Below are 18,075 nucleotides of genomic sequence, written 5' to 3' on the forward strand. Positions count from 1 at the left end.
GGCTTTTTATAATAAGATGTTCTATTTTTTAGGAGTTTCTTTTTTGATTTCCGGCAGAACTACTTTCTTCTTGTAAATTGGAATAAAATAAGAAACAGTATAATTGAATCCTACTCCAAAACTTCCGTCGTAAGTTCTGTTGAAACCTGGGATATAAAGATTGTCAAATCCAGAAGGTTTGTTGTTCATAACTAAAAGTTTAAGCTGAACACCAAAACCAACAAATACATTATTAAAAACTTTAGCTTTAATACCGCCCGCAACTTCTATCCAGCCGGCGCTTAATCCGTTGTATTTTTGATTTGCTGTAATGTAGGGCTGTTCTCCCCAATACGGATTTGGATTATAAATTTTGTAGCTGTTTAAGTCTTGACTAAAAGAGCTGAAACCAGCACGCATACCAATTGTTATAAGGTTTTCCATATCTAACCAGTTTTGGTACATATTGTAATCAAATCCTGCTTTAATATAAGTTCCTTTTGCAGTAGAATTTAGTCGGTCATCATCAGTTGTTTTGTTTTCAAAACCCAATTCAGCGGCTAAATAATACGTTTTGGTTAAACGATAATCTCCAACAAACTCAATTCCTTTATAATCTTTATCATAAAGCCCTCTTGTTAGTTTGTATAAATCTACTCCTACGCGCAAACCATAACGATCTGTTTTTGTTGGGATACTATCTGTTTTTGTTTCCTGAACAGCAGGTTTTGCTGTTTTTTTGGTTTTTTCCTGAACGATTTCTTTTGTTGCAGCTGGTGTTTCTTGAGAATGTCCTAAAAACATTGAAAACACTAAGCAAAAACTAAAAATATATTTTAACATGTGTTTCATTTTCTGTTTGAATGTTAGGAGTTAGTATATCAATACTCTGCATCCATTGACCGTCGTTAGCAGGATCAGTTCGTATGATTCCGGCAGTGCTTGAATTATCGCTTGGGTTCAATGTAAAATTAGTTTTAAAACCACAAGCTCTCGATACATAAATGTTTTGTGTTGTATAATTAAATGTCAATACATCTGTATTTACTGCTGCAGGATTAGTGTTTATGGCATTAAATATAAAACTGTAAGCAGTGGTTGTACCATCTGTTTTTAATGGAATTGAAATAGTACTTCCATTTGCTAGATATTTACCTGTGTCAGTACCTTTGCTGTTAAAAATAATCCCATTTGGATCACCGCCGCCAATACCAACAACTTTTAGGTTTGTTACATTTTTTACAACAGACGGATCTGAAATATTATAAAAAGTAATAACAAGTCGTGGAGTTGTAGGTGTATTTCCATCGCAAATGTCATCTTTTTCACAGCTGGACAGTCCAAACGTAAAAAGAAGTAAAAGTGAGACTATTTTTTTCATTTATAATTTTATAATTATCGAAGTTCTAAAAGTACAACATTTTCAACATGATGTGTTTGTGGGAACATATCAACAGGTCGAACGCGGGTAACTTTGTATTTTTCGTCCATCAATGCTAAATCACGAGCTTGTGTTGCCGAGTTACAGCTTACATAAACTACTTTTTTAGGAGCAATTTTTAAAATCTGATCGATTACGGCTGCATGCATACCATCTCTTGGCGGATCTGTAATAATAACATCCGGTTTGCCATGCTGAGCAATGAATTCTTCATTGAATACCACTTTCATGTCTCCAACAAAAAACTCGCAATTTGTAATATTATTGCGCTCTGCATTTGCTTTTGCATCTAAAATTGCTTCAGGAACACTTTCTACACCAATTACTTTTTTTGCTTTTTTAGAAACAAATTGCGCAATAGTTCCTGTTCCAGTATATAAATCGTAAACTGTTTCGTTTCCTGATAATCCAGCAAAGTCACGTGTAATTTTGTACAATTCGTATGCTTGATCAGAATTTGTTTGATAGAATGATTTAGCGTTGATGCTGAATTTCAAACCTTCCATTTCTTCCAAGATATAATCTCTTCCTTTATAAAGTTTAATATCTTGATCGTAGATGGTGTCGTTTTGCTTAGCATTTACCACATATTGCAAAGAAGTAATTTGCGGGAATTTCTCGTATAAATGATCTAAAATAAGTTCACGATTAGCTTTGTCATTTTCGAAAAACTGAATCAAAACCATAATTTCGCCTGTTGAAGCAGTACGAATCATTACTGTTCTTAATAAACCAGAATGTTCTCTTGGGTTAAAGAATGCTAAATTATGTTCATTCGCAAAAGCTCTGATTTCATTTCTAATAGCATTAGAAGGTTCTTCTTGTAAGTGACATTTTTGAATGTCAAGAATTTTATCCCACATTTTCGGAATGTGAAATCCTAAAGCATTTCTGTTTCCTAGATCTTCCTTGCTTTCAATTTCTTTTTCTGTTAACCAACGGCTGTTAGAAAATGAAAATTCCATTTTATTTCTATAGAAAAACTGTTTTTCAGAACCTAAAATAGTTTCAAATTCAGGAAGTTCAACTTTTCCAATACGCTGTAAATGATTTTTTACTTCGTTTTGTTTGTAATACAACTGCTGGCTGTATTTCATGTTTTGCCATTTACAACCGCCGCAAACACCAAAATGATCGCAGATAGGCTCAATACGATGCTCTGATAATTCGTGAAATTTTACGGCTTTACCTTCGTAATAGGCTTTTCTTTTTTTGAATGTCTGTACATCAACTACATCACCCGGAACTACATTCGGAATAAAGATTACTTTTCCGTCAGGTGCTTTTGCTACTGACACTCCTTTTGCTCCAGCATCAAGAACCTGGATTTGATGAAAGACAACTTTGTCTGTATTTTTTCTTCCCATAGCGCAAAAATAAGCGTTTGAAAACTTTTATAAATTTAAATTTCAAAAAAAATTATCAAATTGTTGAATTTATTAGTTTAATTGAGTTTAAAAGTTAACTTTGTTTTTAGCATTAGTCTCAAATGTATCAAGTATAACCTATTGTTTGTCGTGTTTTATGAAGTTGTATCACAATCTTTCACAAATCAGCTTTTTGAAAAAAAGTTATGCATTTAAATTTTTGTTTGTAGCATTTATAGGAATACATATTCCGCTTATAGGAATTTTATTTTTTGTACTTTTTTTTGAACATACCGTCTCACCAACTTCAATTTTACTTTTTTCTTTAATTATGACTCTGCTGGCAACGGTAGTTACGCTTTTGATATTAAAACAATTAATCAAGCCAATTTCTATTGCTTCGAGATCTTTGGATGATTATAGAAATAACAGGCAGCTTTCAGTATTACCAACAGAATATACTGATGAAGCAGGGCTTTTGATGTGTAATATTCAAGAATCAATTTATGAGGCAGAAAGTTTTATAAACGAAAAACAGGATTTGATTTATATGCTTTCGCACGATTTAAAAAATTTTGCAGGAAATCCGCAAGGTTTAGCCGAGCTTATTTTAAGCGAAAATCCATCTGAGTCCGTTAAACATTTAGCAGGTTTAATTTGCGAATCGACTAATTTGCAATTTCGATACATCGAGAATTTTATAAAATTATTAAAAGAACAAGATCAAGTCGTAAAAATAAATCCAGAATTTAAGACTATTTTAATCTCGAGCATTCTGCCTTTTATCAACGAGCAGGTTGAACAACGTTTGATTGATAAAAAAGTAAATTTAAAAGTAAATGTCGAAGTTGACGAGGTGAAACTTAAAATAGACGAAGGCTTATTAGTTCAAGTTTTAGTTAATTTAATCAGTAATGCCGTTAAGTTTTCTTATTTCGACAGCGAAATAAAACTTAGGGTTTTTAAAGAGAATTCAAATGTAATTATTACGGTTACTGATGAAGGAATTGGTTTCGATAAAAATCAGATTGATGAATTGTTTAAGAAATTCACAAAAATGAGCCGTTTAGGGACTGCAAATGAATCGTCAACGGGAATTGGATTGTATTTATGCAAAAAAATTGTCGAGAAAAATAAAGGAAAACTAACTGCTTTGAGCGAAGGCAGGAATAAAGGCGCTGAATTTAAAATTGAATTTGAATTGTAAATTTGGAGATGCTAAGATACTAAGGTTCTAAGAATCTAAGTTTTTTTTGCAAAGTTTAAAACTTAGCACCTTAGCACCTTAGTGTCTTCTAAAAATTACCACAGCTGATGTACAGATGGTTTTATGTACTCTTCATAAATTTTATTCATAGCTGCGATTTTTTCGGTGCTTAAATTAGGCAGATCATAAATTGATAAATTCGAAAGAACGTGTTCTTTTTTTGAAGCTCCAGGAATAATGCAGCTTACTTCATTAAAACTCAAAATCCATTGCAAGGCAATAGGAGCAAGGTTTGCTGTTTCAGGAAACAAGGCTTTTAGTTTTTCGACCGCTTTTAAACCTAATTCATAATCAATACCAGAAAAAGTTTCGCCTTTATCAAAGGCATCTCCGTTACGATTAAAATTGCGATGATCCTGAGTATCAAAAGTTGTTTTTGAATCAAATTTACCTGTTAAAAGACCACTTGCGAGAGGAACACGTGCAATGATACCGATATCTTTCTTCTTGGCTTCAGAGAAAAATAACTGCGACGGGCGCTGGCGGAATAAATTAAAGATGATTTGAACTGTAGTTACATTTGAATATTCTATTGCTTTTAAGGCTTCTTCGACTTTTTCGACGCTTACGCCAAGATTCAAAATTTTGCCTTGTTCTTTTAATCGGTCAAAAAGTTCAAAGATTTCAGGGCGATAATAAACTTCGGTAGGCGGACAATGAAGTTGTATTAAATCTAAGGTTTCTAATCCGGTTCTTCTTAAACTGTCTTCAATAAATTTCTGAAGTACTTTTGGCTGATAGCCTTCATTGATATGCGGATTAATATTGCGTCCGCATTTTGTAGCCACATAAATACGTTCAGAACGCGAACGAACAACACGGCCAACGGCAGTTTCGCTTAATCCGTTTTCATAAACATCGGCAGTATCAATAAAATTTACGCCATTGTCTATGGCAGTATTTATAAGTTCATCGGCAGTTTTATCATTAAATCCTGATCCCCATTTTCCCCCAACCTGCCAAGTTCCTAGTGAGATTTCGGATATGTTGAAGTTTGTTTTGCCTAGTTTTCTGTAGTTCATTTTTTTTTTAAGTTACAAAGGTTCATAGGTAAATAAGGTGCAAAGGTTTCTTTGTTGAGACGCACAGCGGTGCGTCTTTTAGGAGTTGTAGTGGTTTGTAACGAGTTTGTGAAACTTAGCTCTGCTGAGTCTTTGATTCTTTGCCACTTTGATCCTTTGTCCCTTTTTTTTTAATCAAATAAATCAGATGACAGATAACGATCGCCGCGATCACAGATAACGGCAACTATAACACCAGATTCTAACTGTTCTGCAATTTTTAAAGCAACTGCAACAGATCCTCCGCTGCTCATTCCTGCAAAAACGCCTTCTTCCAGAGCCAATCTCTTTGTCATTGCTCTGGCTTCTTCTTCGCTTACATCGACAACAGTATCGACTTTTGAAGCATCAAAAATTTTAGGCAGATATTCTTGCGGCCATTTACGAATTCCCGGAATTTGCGATCCGTCGCTTGGCTGTGCGCCTACAATTTGAATAGCAGGATTCTTTTCTTTTAAATAAGTAGATGTTCCTATGATTGTACCAGTTGTTCCCATTGCTGAAACAAAATGCGTAACAGATCCGTCAGTATCATTCCAGATTTCTGGACCAGTAGTTTTATAATGCGCTTTCCAGTTATCGTCATTCGCAAACTGATTCAGCATTAAATATCCGCCTTGAGCGACTTTCTTATCTGCATAATCCCTTGAGCCAATAATTCCTTCGCTGGCTGGTGTCAAAATAACCGTGGCGCCATAAGCGCGCATAGTTTGTGTTCGTTCTTTTGTAGAATCCTCTGGTAAAACCAATTCGATTTCTATTTGAAACAATTGCGCAATCATTGCCAATGCAATTCCGGTATTGCCGCTTGTTGCTTCAATTAGTTTGTCGCCTTTTTTAATATCGCCTCTTTCAAGTGCCGAAGCAATCATGTTGTAAGCAGCTCTGTCTTTTACACTTCCGCCCGGATTGTTTCCTTCAAGTTTTAGTAAAAGTTTTACGTTTTTATTTTTAACCAAATTGACAGTTTCCATTAATGGAGTATTTCCAATAAGGTTTAACAATTTCTGTGGACCCATTTTATCTTTTTTCTTTTATTTTAACGTCGGTTGTAGTAGTATTTAAAACAATAGAATCTGCAGGAATAGATTTAGTTACCCATGCATTTCCTCCAATAACACTATTTTCGCCTATGATAGTTCCTCCTCCTAATATTGTGGCATTCGCATAAATACACACATTTGCTTCAACGGTTGGATGTCTTTTTGCATTTTTCATTTCCTTACTCACACTCAAAGCTCCTAAAGTAACCCCTTGGTAAATTTTAACGTGTTTTTTAATAACAGAGGTTTCCCCAATAACAATTCCAGTTGCGTGATCAATAAAAAACGGCGATGCAATGCTTGCTCCCGCGTGTATGTCAGTTCCTGTAATTCGATGCGCATATTCACTCATTAATCGTGAGAACAGCAATAAGTCTAGATGGTATAATTCGTGACTTAATCTATAAATGGCAATAGCATAAAAACCAGGATAACCCAAGTAAACTTCGTCTATACTGTTTGATGCCGGATCATTTTCTAAAATATATGCTGCGTCTTGATTCAGTTTTTCAAGAACCCCAGGCAGTTTTTCAAGAAATCTATCCCAAATAGACTCGCATAAGTTTTCAGGTTTTTGACAAGCTAAAACAGCAATTTCTTTAAAGCGTATTTCGAGTTCATTTATACTTTCGTCTAATGCGGCATTCGAATCAAAAAGGGTATAGAACAGCTTTTCAGTAAAATCTTCGGTTTTGGTTTTGATACCGTAGTTTATTGTAGAATGGCTTTTTAAAGCTTTAATGTTTTGTATGATAGTATCTTTTGTCACAATTATAAAATTGAATGGATATTTTAAAACGTTAAAAGTAAGGTGTTTTTTGTAAATACAGGCACGAATTAACTAAAGAAATTTTGTGCTTCGGGTTGTATTTGTGATAAATGAAAGTTTGCTGAAATCTAAAGTATAATGTGATTCTTAAGAAGTTAATTGTGTAAATTAGCCTATAAAATTTACAAAAATGAAAAACAATTCAACGTTTAAGAGTGCAATTTCAAATATAGAATTTCCCGAAAGTGATAAAGTTTACGGAAAATCAATTCACGACCCGATACTGGGGTTAATTGTTAAAGATCATCCTTCTTTTTGCGATGACGATTGTATAGCTGTCGAGGAGCTGAATGAATATCGTCAGAGATACATTTCGAATTATTTGTCTACTGAAATTGGAGCGCTTTCAGATCTTGAAAAGAACGTTATTTCTTCTTTGAAAGAAGATAAATCAATAGTGAGTATTGTTGAGGATGAAGCTGAGACAAGAAACTTTGGGCAAAAGATTGCAGATCAGGTGGCAGATTTTGGCGGAAGCTGGACTTTTATAATTTCGTTTCTGGCTTTTATTATTATTTGGATTGGCTCGAATGTTTATATTTTGGTCAATAAAGGGTTTGATCCATATCCGTTTATTTTACTGAATTTGATTTTATCCTGTATTGCAGCTTTGCAAGCGCCGGTAATTATGATGAGTCAAAATCGTCAAGAAGAGAAGGATCGAAATCGTGCCAAAAAAGACTACATGATTAACTTAAAATCGGAATTAGAAATTAGAATGATTCACGATAAAATTGATCATTTAATAATGCATCAGCAGCAAGAATTAATCGAAATTCAGAAAGTGCAAATTGAGATGATGAACGATATTTTGAATAAAATTAAGAAGTAAAAAAAAGAATCAAAATCATCAAAGATAAAAGTGTTTGTAAAAGTAACCGGCAAGCATAAAAATGATATTCAAGCTTGCTGCTTTCCAAATTATATTTTTATAATTTCTCGATTTATCTACAAAATATAAAACGATTAAAAGTAAAAATAAAAGGGTAGTATAAACTGCCGGATACATATTAAAAGCCGCTAAAAATTCACCTTGAAAAAGTAAGAATAATGATCGCTGAAAACCGCAGCCTAAACACTCAATTCCAAAGAGCGTTTTGAACATGCAGGGGATCATATATTTTTCTAAAGACACGGTGATTTTTTTTTACAATTTTACGAAAAAAATATAAGATAACATTTCAAGAGGAGGGAACTGTTATTTTAAAGTTTGCTACTTTTGAATTCTTAAACTTTAAAATATGAAAACGTTTAAAATTTTAATTATGATTCTTGCCATTTCGGTTGCGTTATATGAGCAGGTTTCGGAAGAAAAAAATATCTATATAACGGTAATTGCAATTGCAGTTTTCATGTATGGAATGATGCAGCTGAGCGCAAAAACACCAAGTAAAAACCAAGATAAAGAAGAGAAGGATGTTGACTAAAGGAGATAAGGTTTCTGTCTTAGACGAAGCCATAAATGGAACAGTAGTTTCAGTGAAAAACAGTGAGGTTTTGATTGAAACAGAAGACGGATTTATGATGACATTTTTTGTCAATGAGTTACTTAAAATTCAAGAAACCAGTAATTTAATGAATTCTATTAAAAGAATAGATTTAAATGAGATTTCAAAAGAAAAAACAGAGCCAAAACCACGTAGTTTTGTCAAAGAACGCAAAGATAAACGCGAAATTTCGGCTCCAGAATTTGATTTGCATATTGAAAAGCTGGTTCCAAATAAACGTGGAATGTCGAATTATGACATCTTAACTTTGCAGACGGAAACGGCGAAAAGACACATTGAATTTGCGATCAAAAATCGCATTCCAAAAATTGTTTTTATTCACGGTGTCGGCGAAGGAATTTTAAAAGCGGAATTGGATTTTTTATTGGGGCGTTATGATGGTATCGATTTTCAAGACGCCAATTATCAAAAATATGGACTGGGTGCAACCGAAGTTTATTTTAGACAAAACAATAAATAAATACGTTTTGAAGTCTTAAATAAGCTCTTTTAAAAGCATAAAAAAACGTTCGTTTTCATTCTGATTTCTAATAGAAACCAGCCTTGAAAAACGAACGTTTTTTGTAGGAATAAAAAAAGAAGCAAAGATCGTTTTTGAACGTTGTCTTTGCTTCTTTTTTGTTTTGTTTTTTTTGCTTTTTTACTTGGTGATTTTTCCTAGAAGAAAACTAGTTCCAAGTCTAAATTTACTGTTTCCTTTTACTAGCGAAACGTTTGCAAGAACAATTGTGTGAATATAGTTTGTGCCTACTTTTTCTGTTGTAACTTGTATTTCTGCTTTTAGATCTGCGTTTGTATTTTCACCCACCCAAGTTTCATTTACAGCAGGTAATGCAGGAGTTGTTGTTTGACAAAAATAGCCGGCAGAAATACTTCCAGTCCCGCTTAAAAAAGTTCTATAAAAAAGCTTGTTTGTGGTTGCTCCAATTGCTCCTGTTCTTGGCTTTCCTGGAGGGGTCTCTACATTATCAAGTAAGCTTTTATCAAAGTTTTCGATTGTTAAAGTAAAGGACGTATTGTAATTGTAAACCGTTAAGTTATCAGGGCAAATAAACGCTTCGCCGCTGGCAGCATTTTGAAACGTTAAATTGGCTGGAGTAACTGTAGTTTTATAATCTCCAAACGGAAATTCGGCTTCAACTTGATCTCCCGCAGGTTTTGCAAAAGTGATGTTTTGAAATACAATATTGTGGTTATAACCTGTAATTCTTGTTGCTCCGTTTACGTCTGGGTCATTAGCTATTTGTGTAGTTGTAATTACAATTTTCCCGCTTTTCCCTAACCATTCTTCGGTAACATTTGGAGTTCTTGGTGGTATAGCGCCGCAAATATTTGTAGTTTCTACTTTACCGTCATACGCTCTGTATACAACACGATATAGATTATTGTCTATGTCGTAAGTGTAAATTTTAGGATCGTTTACAATTCCGTTTGCCTGCGGTAATTGAAGCAGTAATGATTCTTGCGTTTTAAGTTTGTAAATTAAAGTGTTAGTTGTGGGGTCGCAACTTGCAGCTGTAACACTGTCAAAATCGATTGTATCTACTGTAAGGTCGCCATCATCACAGCCGTTTAGCAAAAACGCCAATAATACAAGGCTTGCATATTTTTTCATCGTAAATTTTATTTGGGTCAAAAATAGTGAAAAATTTGGCAAATGATATTTAAGATTAGACAATTGATATTTCATAACTTTGCAGCAATGAAAAAAGTATACCTCGATAACGCCTCAACAACTGCGATGCGTCCTGAAGTTATTCAGGAAATGACTAAAGTTATGACTGAAGATTTTGGCAATCCATCATCGACACATAGTTTTGGACGTAATGCCAAAACAGTTTTAGAACTTTCTAGAAAAAGCATTGCTAAACACTTAAACTGCTCTGCTCAGGAAATCATTTTTACTTCGGGAGGAACTGAAGCAGATAATTGGATTTTAAGATCGGCAGTAGAAGATCTTAAGATCGAACGAATTATTACTTCAAAAATAGAACATCATGCCGTTTTGCATACCGTTATGGCATTGGAAGAAGAATATGGTGTTCAGGTTGATTATGTGAAGGTAAATGCTGATGGAAGTCTTGATTTGACGCATTTATCTAATTTACTAAGCGACGAGAAAAAAACAATCGTTAGTTTGATGCATGTAAACAACGAAACAGGCACTATTTTAGACTTGGATAGAGTTGGGGTTATTTGTAAGCAATATAACGCCTTATTTCATTCAGATACGGTTCAATCAATTGGGAAAACCGAGATTGATCTGCAAAAAACTCCAGTTGATTTTATTTTAGCCAGTGCGCACAAATTTCACGGGCCTAAAGGCGTTGGTTTTGCTTTTGTTCGAAAAAATTCTGGACTACAGCCTTTGTTTTTTGGTGGTGAGCAAGAAAAAGGACTTCGCGCAGGTACCGAAGCAGTACATCAAATTGCTGGAATGGCAAAAGCTTTGTCTGTTTCTTATGAGAATTTAACTGAAGAACGCGAATATATTTCTGAACTTAAGAAATATCTTATTGAGCAGTTAGAAACTCATTTTTCAGGTTTTAAAATTAATGGGAGAAAAGATGATTTTTATAATATTATCAATATTACACTTCCGTTTTCTTCAGATAAAACGTCGATGCTTTTGTTTAGTTTAGATATGAAAGGAATTGCAGTTTCTAGAGGAAGCGCCTGCCAATCTGGAAGTATAAAACCGTCGCATGTTTTAAAAGAAATGCTTTCAGAAGATGATTTACAATTGCCAAATCTTCGAATTTCATTCAGCCATTATAACACAAAAGAAGATATTGATTGGCTGATTGAGTCTTTGAAAGTTGTTTAGAGGTTCAAAAGGTTTCTTTAGTGTGAAAAGTTCTTCGACTTCGCTCAGTCAGACAGATCTTTTATGTCGTCCTGAGCGAAGACGAAGCCTTTTATTTTCTAATCACTTTTACCTGAGAATCGTTTGTCAGTTTTATAATAGTCGAAGGTTTTCCTGCAACTTTATCGTGATATAAATTAACCACATAATCAACTCCGTTGATGATTTCAGGGTTAATATCTTTAAAAGCAATTGGAGTGGGCTGCCCTGAAATATTTGCTGATGTTGAAACCAATGGTTTTTTCATTCGCTCTAGTAATTTAAAACAAAAAGGTTCTTTTACTAATCTTACTCCAAGCGAATTATCTGCGGCGATAATATTAGCAGCAACATTTTTAGGTTCATCTAAAATTAATGTTGTTGGTTTTTCAGATAAATCTAAAATTTGCCAAGCTACTTCTGGAATGTTTTTAAAAACATTGTACATCATTTTTTCGCCATTCATTAAAACAATCATGCTTTGTGTTTCTGCACGTTGTTTCAGCTTGTATATTTTAGCAACAGCTTCAGGATTTGTAGCATCGCAGCCAATTCCCCAAACAGTATCAGTTGGGTAAAGTATAATGCCGCCTTCTTTGATTACTTCGTATGCTTTTAGTATTTCTTCGTTCATTTTGTAAAATGTAATGGGCTATTGAGATTGCAAAGGTAGCAATAAAAAAAATAATAAATTACGATTTTAGTTACTTAGTTATCTTGAATATTGAGCAGATTTAGCTTTACTTTTTTCTCTTTGCTAAAGACATTAAAGGCAGTTCGATGTATTTAAAAGTCAGCTGACAAATTAGTATTAAAGGAAAAACAGATACAGTAATAATCGACCAAAATTCAACGTCAGTTAATGTTTTTGCTTTCTCAAAACCAACTATGTAATGAAATATAACAAACAGTAAAATACCATGAAGTAAATACAGGCTGTACGTAATTTGACCAAATTTACGCGAAAAAGCACTCGATAAAACTCCGAAAAAATTGTTTCCAGATGCGATAATCAAAAATACAATAGACGCAGCTATCAGCGGATAAGGTTTTCTGCCGCTGTTGAAAAAATAGACTGAAACAGCTAATAATAACAGTGCTAATATGGTGTACTTTTTCTGTTTTAAAATCGTATTAAACTTTTTTGTGTTTAATATTAATGCAACACAAATTCCGCCAATAAAAGGCATAAAATGTCTTAATGACGATTTGTTTATAACCATAATTATTGCGGCGGTAATAGTAAAACCGACTAAAGCTTTGTAGTTGATTTTTATTTTAAAGAACAATGCAATAAGAGGTAATAAAAAGTAAAAAATCCATTCGTAGGGCAATGTCCAAGTAATTCCGGCATTTAGAATAAAAGTATCTTCTAAACCGTTTAGGTTTGAATTTTGCTTGCTGACGTTAAAAAATATCCAAGAAAGAATGCTTTTTAAGTTTTCTAAAAACGGAACTCTAATAGTAAAATTAGTCAAGCAGGCAGCCAAAATAAAAATGATAATTACAGAGAAAAAATACATTGGAAAAAGCCTGAAAAATCTTGATTTAAGATAGTTTGACCAATCAATTTCTCCCGTTTTATTATTGAGTAATTTGGTTGTAAATAAAAAAGCAGTAATTATAAAAAAGAAAACAACAGTAGTTTCTCCAAATTGGTTGAATAAGTTAGATTCTGGATCTTCCCAATTTTCAGTTTTTAAATATACCTGCCATATATAACTGTGGTGCAAGAAAACAAAAAAGGCTAAATAACCTCGGAGTCCGTCAATTTCGGGATAACTGACATCAGTTAACTTTATTTTTACTAATCGATTAATTACTAAAACAGATAGAACTAAGGCAATTAATGCGGCAATTATAATTAGAGAAAAGGTGAAATTCATTTTGTTTTACATATTGAATAACACCAAAGTTTGACAATGAAAGTGTGGTGATATTTTTATTTTTGTGCAAAGTGCAAACATACAGAATGATTAATTAAAATTGAGCGAATTACAGCGTGTTTTTTATGTATTTAAGAGGTATAAATTGGTTAATTAAAATATAAAATAAATGAGCAATACGCGATGAGAACGCAAAATACATTCAGTTTTTAATAATGTAAGGCTGAAAAAGTAAAATATTTACTTGAGATTTTTAAAAATTACATTTTCGCACCATCCTTCGATAGTATATTGATGCAAGATCGAATCTGGGATTTTTTCGTATTCGTTTTTAAAAAAATCAGGAGAAATTACGGGATTCTTTTCATCAATAATAAGGATGTTATTAGGATTGTAAAAATCGTAATTTTTGATGTCAGAGTTTGTAGTAATTAATTTTTTATCTAAACCTAAACTTTCAAAAACTCTAAATGTTAAGCCAATCTGACCAATTCTGTTAATGTCTAAAAGTACTTTTGAGCGGCTGATATAATCGTTTACTTCAGATAATGGCATGTGTTTGTTGATATAAGTAATGGTATTATCAACAGGTTTTCGTTTTTTATCGTAAACAATAAATTTGAATTTTATTGATTTAGATTTTAACTCATCTGCGATTCGAACTAAAATTGGCAGTCTTTTATCGATTGAGCTAATATTGAAAACATCATACTCAAAAGAGGTATTGCTGGTTAAAGAAACGTTGTTATTGTAGATCCAATTTGGAGCAAATTTTAGATTAAATTTTGCGCAGTCGTCTTTTTCGAACGAAAAAACGTCATCAAAACAATGCAGAACTCGTTTGATTTTTGGGCAGCGATAAATATTGTCGTTAAAAAAGCCAATAGATTTTTTAGTATATTTTTTAAATTCAAGAATACTTTTAGGATCTATAAAATCACCTTTTATAGTTAAAATTACATCTTGAATTTCCTTATTTTCCTGTAAACGGTTTACGATTTCTTTACCAAAATGCTGGTGCTTTAGGTTTGGTTTGTTTAACGCTTTTAAAATAAAATTATAAGCCTTATGCAGTACAGATGGATATTTGTATTTGAAGGTGTTGAAATCGATATGCTGAACTATATGTCCTTGTTTTTCTAGAGTTGAAGCAATATGTTTATTGAGTCCCCAATTGTCAAGACTTATTAGTGTAATACGCATTATCGATATTTTTTTTTTATTAGATGGTAAAACTAACTAAATTTGCTGAAACATTTTTTATGATCTTAAGATTAAATCGAGGGTATGAAAAATTCGAAAATGAGATTGTCGAATTTATTCAGTTTTTTGACACCAAAGGAGAAGACTTCGTTATTGGTCAGCGTAATCAGATAAAACTTTTTGATTTTAACAATCAAAAAATAAATATCAAATCGTTTAAGGTTCCACATCTTATTAATAAAATCGCCTATAAATATTTTCGAAAATCAAAAGCAAAACGTTCTTATGAGTTTGCAAATAAACTATTAGAATTAGGTGTAGGGACACCAAAACCAATTGCTTACGCAGAGTTTTCTTCGATTATAGGTTTAGAGAAAAGTTTTTATATCAGTGAACAACTTCAATGTGATTTGACTTATAGAGAACTGGTTGAAGTTCCAGATTTTCCGGATCGTGAGAATATTCTAAGACAATTTACCAGATTTAGTTTTGATCTTCATGAAAAAGGAATTGAGTTTTTAGATCATTCACCAGGAAATACTTTGATTAAAAAGAATGCTGAGGGGAATTATGATTTCTTTTTGGTGGATTTAAATAGAATGGAATTTCATAAGACAATGACTTTTGAAATGCGTATGAAAAATTTATGCCGATTAACTCCTCTTAAAGAAATGGTTGCGGTAATGAGTAATGAATATGCTAAATTATATTCAGAATCTGAAGAAAGAATTTTTGAGTTGTTGTGGAAATATACTTCTGATTTTCAGGAGAAGTTTTACAGAAAAAAACGCTTAAAGAAGAAACTTAAATTTTGGAAGAAGTAAGTTCTTGCAGCTTTTTGTAACGAACAAAAACACTATAAGCGTTTAGGTAACAAATGGTAATGCCATTGATGCCGTCGAGAAAACCAAGACGAATTAAAAATTGGTATAAAAAAGTATATAAAGGGTGAAGAATCATTAAAATATAAGATGATTTTTGCCCTTTTTTTGTTTTTCATTCGCCTTCAAAATTCCGTAATTATACATTTTCGACTTGTAATCTTGATATGAAGTATAAGAAAAGTGAATGATTTTGTTCTTTAAAATCGAAGTTTTACCGTTTACGATTAACTTTTCATGAACCATTCTTTCAGAATTGTATCTGCAATCAGATTTTTTAAAAAGCCTGAAAATCTTATCAGTCTGCCAGCCGCTGAAGTTTAACGGCTTATTCTTAAACATAAAAGTTCGGTATATTAAATAAGCACTTGCGGTGTTATTGCTGTTTATTGTCGAGGTAATTTCAGTTTTTAGCGCTGAAGTCAATCGTTCATCAGCATCGATAAATAAAACCCAAGAATTTCTAGCTTGATCTAAAGCAAAATTACGTTGAGCAGTATAGTTTGTAAAATCGTTTTGAATCAATTTTACATTCTGAAAAGATTTGACTATTTCAACCGTTTTATCGGTACTGTATGAGTCAACTACGATAATTTCATCAGCAAAATCAATATCTTCAAGCAGAGATTTTATATATCGTTCCTCGTTGAGTGTAATTATTAGAACCGATAATTTTTGCTCGTTATTAATTTGCATAATGATATCCTGAGTATTCTCAGTTTTTGTACTCTTGAAAATAAGTTTCTAATTTTTCAAGCATTAAAGGCAAAGGATACTCCGCATAATACTCAAAAGTACGTTCTTTAATGTATTGCTCAGTATGCTGCTCGTAAATTTCAGGTTTTAAATCTTTTAAATGAATGGAAGCATTTTTGGCTTCATTTTCAAATATCTGCCAAGTTTCTTTTCTAACAGAAGGTGTGAATATAGAAAATGTTGGGATTTCGAGTGCTTTTGCCATGTTTACCGCACCGCCTTCATTGCCTATAAGCATTTCGCATTGAGATAGAAGTGCTAAAAAAGAGCGCAGTTCAGTACAATATAAATCAAAAGCAATGTGTTTTTTTGTTTCCTCGCTGCAATAATTATACACTTCCTGAGCAAGATCTTTTTGATCTGGTACATAATTAAAGATGATCGAAGCATTGGTTTTGGCAACCGTAAAATCAATAATTTTTGCCATTCCTTCAAGCGGATAAGTTTTGTAAACTTCACTTCCTAGAATTCCAAACATGATTAAAGGTTTGCTGGTGTCAATGTTATGACTTTTTAAAAGACTTTTGGCATCATTAATTTCAGATTCTTTTAAAAAGATTTTAGGCTTTACATCTGTGATTTTTTCAGATATAAAAGGCTTTAAAAGTAACAATCGGTTTTCGATTGCAAGACCGTGTTCTGATTTTACAGCATCAAAACGCTCATAACTGTGATTGTAAAAAACGCTTGAATACCATTTATGATAAGAAACTTTATATTTTGCTCCAGAGAACAGCGTAATTAAATTTGTTTCTAATTTGCTGTAAACATCAATTACAGCATTGTATTTTTTTCTTCGAATTTGAAAAATAAATTTAAATAAGGAAGGAATTGACTTTCTGACCTTATTTGTTAATACAATAACATTGTCAATATTAGGATTTTCTTTTAGAACATCAACAGAATTTGGGTAGCACATATAATCTATAGTGGAGTCTGGATATTTTGTTTTTAGATTATTACAAATTATTGTACTCGTTAATACGTCTCCAATTCTTTTTTGCTGAATGACTAATATTTTCATTTATTTCTTTAATTCAATTTGAGGCTAAATTACAAACTATTTTATAATGTGTGCAAGCTGATCGTTAAGAATAGGATAAAACTAATGTAAAAGTTATCTTTGCATTTAAACAAATTTAATCTTAGAATGGAAATAAGTGGTTTAGTTATTACTTTTAATGAAGAGAAGAACATAGGAAAATGCATTGATGCTTTATTAAAAGTTTGTAATGAAGTAATTATTGTAGATTCTTTTAGTAAAGATCGTACAGTAGAAATTGCAAAAGAAAAAGGCGCAATAGTTATTGAGCAGGCTTTTTTGGGCGACGGACCACAACGTACTCATGGTTTGCCATACTGTAAAAATGACTGGATTTTAAATCTTGATGCGGATGAATTTTTAGATAAAGACGCTGAAGAGTTTATTCTGAATAAAAAATATCTTGAAGGAAATTATGATGCATTTAGTTTTCGAGTAAAAAATTTCTTAGCTGATAAATTAATTGATTTTTCGGGATGGTATCCAGATCATAAAGTGCGTTTTTTCAATAAACAAACAGCACATCCTTCTGATTCAAAAGTGCATCAAAAAATAATTACTCAAAACGAGAAAAAAGTTGCGGTGCATATTTTGCATTATGGCTGGGATTCTTTAGATCAGATAATTGCCAAAAAGAATCAATATTCTGGCTGGCATGCGCAGCAATTATTCGATCAAGGAAAAAGAATAAATGCATTTAAGCCAGTTCTAAATGGTGCTGTAGCGTTTATTCGATGCTATTTCTTTAAAAAAGGTATTTTTAATGGTATCGACGGACTTACAATCGCAATGATTCAAAGCTTTTTTTCTTACATAAAATATGCGAAGCTTTTAAAACTTCAAAAAAAGCAATAATTATGGAGCATCAAGATTAAAATTATTAAGAAAGATGCTCTATAATTATTTTTAACTATAATTTATTGCAGACAATCTCAATGTCTGCTTTTTTTTGTTTATATAAGTCAGG

General features: G+C 32.5%; 20 protein-coding genes. 7 read left to right on the plus strand and 13 right to left on the minus strand.

Features of this window, described 5'->3' with window-relative positions; genetic code table 11:
- Nucleotides 1–21 precede the first annotated feature (21 nt).
- The 3 genes from BOW55_RS18720 to rlmD are packed head-to-tail and all read right to left on the minus strand — an operon-like array spanning nucleotide 22 to nucleotide 2,787.
- A complete protein-coding gene (locus BOW55_RS18720; protein ID WP_129025777.1) occupies nucleotides 22–831 on the minus strand; it encodes a DUF6048 family protein in 810 nt (269 codons plus the stop codon).
- On the minus strand, nucleotides 803–1,360 hold the full coding sequence (locus BOW55_RS18725; protein WP_129025779.1) for a DUF6452 family protein: 558 nt from the start codon (nucleotides 1,358–1,360) through the stop codon (nucleotides 803–805). Before BOW55_RS18725 ends, BOW55_RS18720 begins: the two co-directional genes overlap by 29 nt.
- Nucleotides 1,361–1,374: 14 nt before the next feature.
- Nucleotides 1,375–2,787, minus strand: coding sequence for a 23S rRNA (uracil(1939)-C(5))-methyltransferase RlmD (rlmD, locus tag BOW55_RS18730; RefSeq protein ID WP_129025781.1), 1,413 nt, complete (start codon nucleotides 2,785–2,787; stop codon nucleotides 1,375–1,377).
- Between the two features lie 193 nt (nucleotides 2,788–2,980).
- Here rlmD and BOW55_RS18735 point away from each other — a divergent pair, with 193 nt between their 5' ends.
- Nucleotides 2,981–3,994, plus strand: a complete 1,014-nt coding sequence (locus BOW55_RS18735; protein ID WP_241686613.1) for a sensor histidine kinase KdpD — start codon at nucleotides 2,981–2,983, stop codon at nucleotides 3,992–3,994.
- Nucleotides 3,995–4,089: 95 nt separating this feature from the next.
- Here the strand turns inward: BOW55_RS18735 and BOW55_RS18740 are convergent, their stop codons facing one another.
- From BOW55_RS18740 to epsC, 3 genes are all read right to left on the minus strand, one after another.
- Nucleotides 4,090–5,076 (minus strand): aldo/keto reductase, encoded by a 987-nt coding sequence (locus BOW55_RS18740; RefSeq protein ID WP_129025785.1) that lies wholly within the window; start codon nucleotides 5,074–5,076, stop codon nucleotides 4,090–4,092.
- A gap of 170 nt (nucleotides 5,077–5,246) precedes the next feature.
- Nucleotides 5,247–6,134 carry a cysteine synthase CysM gene (cysM, locus tag BOW55_RS18745; RefSeq protein WP_129025787.1) on the minus strand — a complete coding sequence of 296 codons (888 nt, stop codon included), beginning with the start codon at nucleotides 6,132–6,134 and terminating at the stop codon, nucleotides 5,247–5,249.
- A gap of 1 nt (nucleotide 6,135) precedes the next feature.
- On the minus strand, nucleotides 6,136–6,927 hold the full coding sequence (epsC, locus tag BOW55_RS18750) for a serine O-acetyltransferase EpsC (protein WP_129025789.1): 792 nt from the start codon (nucleotides 6,925–6,927) through the stop codon (nucleotides 6,136–6,138).
- A 190-nt stretch (nucleotides 6,928–7,117) separates the two neighbouring features.
- On the opposite strand from epsC, the gene BOW55_RS18755 reads away from it, so the two are divergent.
- Nucleotides 7,118–7,819: a DUF1003 domain-containing protein gene (locus BOW55_RS18755; protein ID WP_129025791.1), complete on the plus strand. Its 702-nt coding sequence runs from the start codon at nucleotides 7,118–7,120 to the stop codon at nucleotides 7,817–7,819.
- Between the two features lie 18 nt (nucleotides 7,820–7,837).
- On the opposite strand, the gene BOW55_RS18760 is transcribed toward BOW55_RS18755, so the two are convergent.
- Nucleotides 7,838–8,104: a DUF2752 domain-containing protein gene (locus BOW55_RS18760; RefSeq protein ID WP_371414543.1), complete on the minus strand. Its 267-nt coding sequence runs from the start codon at nucleotides 8,102–8,104 to the stop codon at nucleotides 7,838–7,840.
- A gap of 124 nt (nucleotides 8,105–8,228) precedes the next feature.
- On the opposite strand from BOW55_RS18760, the gene BOW55_RS18765 reads away from it, so the two are divergent.
- Both BOW55_RS18765 and BOW55_RS18770 read left to right on the plus strand, forming a co-directional pair.
- On the plus strand, nucleotides 8,229–8,414 hold the full coding sequence (locus tag BOW55_RS18765; protein WP_129025795.1) for a hypothetical protein: 186 nt from the start codon (nucleotides 8,229–8,231) through the stop codon (nucleotides 8,412–8,414).
- The gene (locus BOW55_RS18770) at nucleotides 8,404–8,955 is read left to right on the plus strand and encodes a Smr/MutS family protein (protein ID WP_129025797.1); all 552 of its coding nucleotides are present in this window, start codon (nucleotides 8,404–8,406) and stop codon (nucleotides 8,953–8,955) included. The genes BOW55_RS18765 and BOW55_RS18770 overlap by 11 nt, the downstream gene beginning before the upstream one ends.
- A gap of 180 nt (nucleotides 8,956–9,135) precedes the next feature.
- Here the strand turns inward: BOW55_RS18770 and BOW55_RS18775 are convergent, their stop codons facing one another.
- Nucleotides 9,136–10,110 (minus strand): hypothetical protein, encoded by a 975-nt coding sequence (locus BOW55_RS18775; RefSeq protein ID WP_129025798.1) that lies wholly within the window; start codon nucleotides 10,108–10,110, stop codon nucleotides 9,136–9,138.
- Nucleotides 10,111–10,197: 87 nt separating this feature from the next.
- Between BOW55_RS18775 and BOW55_RS18780 the strand changes: the two genes are divergently transcribed.
- Nucleotides 10,198–11,322, plus strand: coding sequence for a cysteine desulfurase family protein (locus BOW55_RS18780; RefSeq protein ID WP_129025800.1), 1,125 nt, complete (start codon nucleotides 10,198–10,200; stop codon nucleotides 11,320–11,322).
- A gap of 91 nt (nucleotides 11,323–11,413) precedes the next feature.
- On the opposite strand, the gene BOW55_RS18785 is transcribed toward BOW55_RS18780, so the two are convergent.
- The 3 genes from BOW55_RS18785 to BOW55_RS18795 form a co-directional block, all read right to left on the minus strand.
- Nucleotides 11,414–11,974: an L-threonylcarbamoyladenylate synthase gene (locus BOW55_RS18785; protein WP_129025802.1), complete on the minus strand. Its 561-nt coding sequence runs from the start codon at nucleotides 11,972–11,974 to the stop codon at nucleotides 11,414–11,416.
- A gap of 106 nt (nucleotides 11,975–12,080) precedes the next feature.
- Nucleotides 12,081–13,226: an acyltransferase gene (locus BOW55_RS18790; RefSeq protein ID WP_129025804.1), complete on the minus strand. Its 1,146-nt coding sequence runs from the start codon at nucleotides 13,224–13,226 to the stop codon at nucleotides 12,081–12,083.
- 240 nt (nucleotides 13,227–13,466) lie between these two features.
- Complete coding sequence (locus BOW55_RS18795; protein ID WP_129025806.1) at nucleotides 13,467–14,429, minus strand: hypothetical protein; 963 nt, start codon at nucleotides 14,427–14,429, stop codon at nucleotides 13,467–13,469.
- A gap of 59 nt (nucleotides 14,430–14,488) precedes the next feature.
- Between BOW55_RS18795 and BOW55_RS18800 the strand changes: the two genes are divergently transcribed.
- Nucleotides 14,489–15,253, plus strand: a complete 765-nt coding sequence (locus BOW55_RS18800) for a lipopolysaccharide kinase InaA family protein (RefSeq protein ID WP_129025808.1) — start codon at nucleotides 14,489–14,491, stop codon at nucleotides 15,251–15,253.
- 135 nt (nucleotides 15,254–15,388) lie between these two features.
- Here BOW55_RS18800 and BOW55_RS18805 read toward each other — a convergent pair whose 3' ends face one another.
- Together BOW55_RS18805 and BOW55_RS18810 are read right to left on the minus strand one after the other, a co-directional pair.
- Nucleotides 15,389–16,006, minus strand: a complete 618-nt coding sequence (locus BOW55_RS18805) for a glycosyltransferase family 2 protein (protein ID WP_371414542.1) — start codon at nucleotides 16,004–16,006, stop codon at nucleotides 15,389–15,391.
- 19 nt (nucleotides 16,007–16,025) lie between these two features.
- Nucleotides 16,026–17,090, minus strand: a complete 1,065-nt coding sequence (locus BOW55_RS18810) for a glycosyltransferase family 9 protein (protein WP_129025810.1) — start codon at nucleotides 17,088–17,090, stop codon at nucleotides 16,026–16,028.
- 126 nt (nucleotides 17,091–17,216) lie between these two features.
- Between BOW55_RS18810 and BOW55_RS18815 the strand changes: the two genes are divergently transcribed.
- Nucleotides 17,217–17,963, plus strand: a complete 747-nt coding sequence (locus BOW55_RS18815) for a glycosyltransferase family 2 protein (RefSeq protein ID WP_129025812.1) — start codon at nucleotides 17,217–17,219, stop codon at nucleotides 17,961–17,963.
- Nucleotides 17,964–18,075 lie beyond the last annotated feature (112 nt).

Origin of the sequence: Flavobacterium sp. YO12, assembly GCF_004119495.1 — a bacterium.
GTDB lineage: Bacteria > Bacteroidota > Bacteroidia > Flavobacteriales > Flavobacteriaceae > Flavobacterium.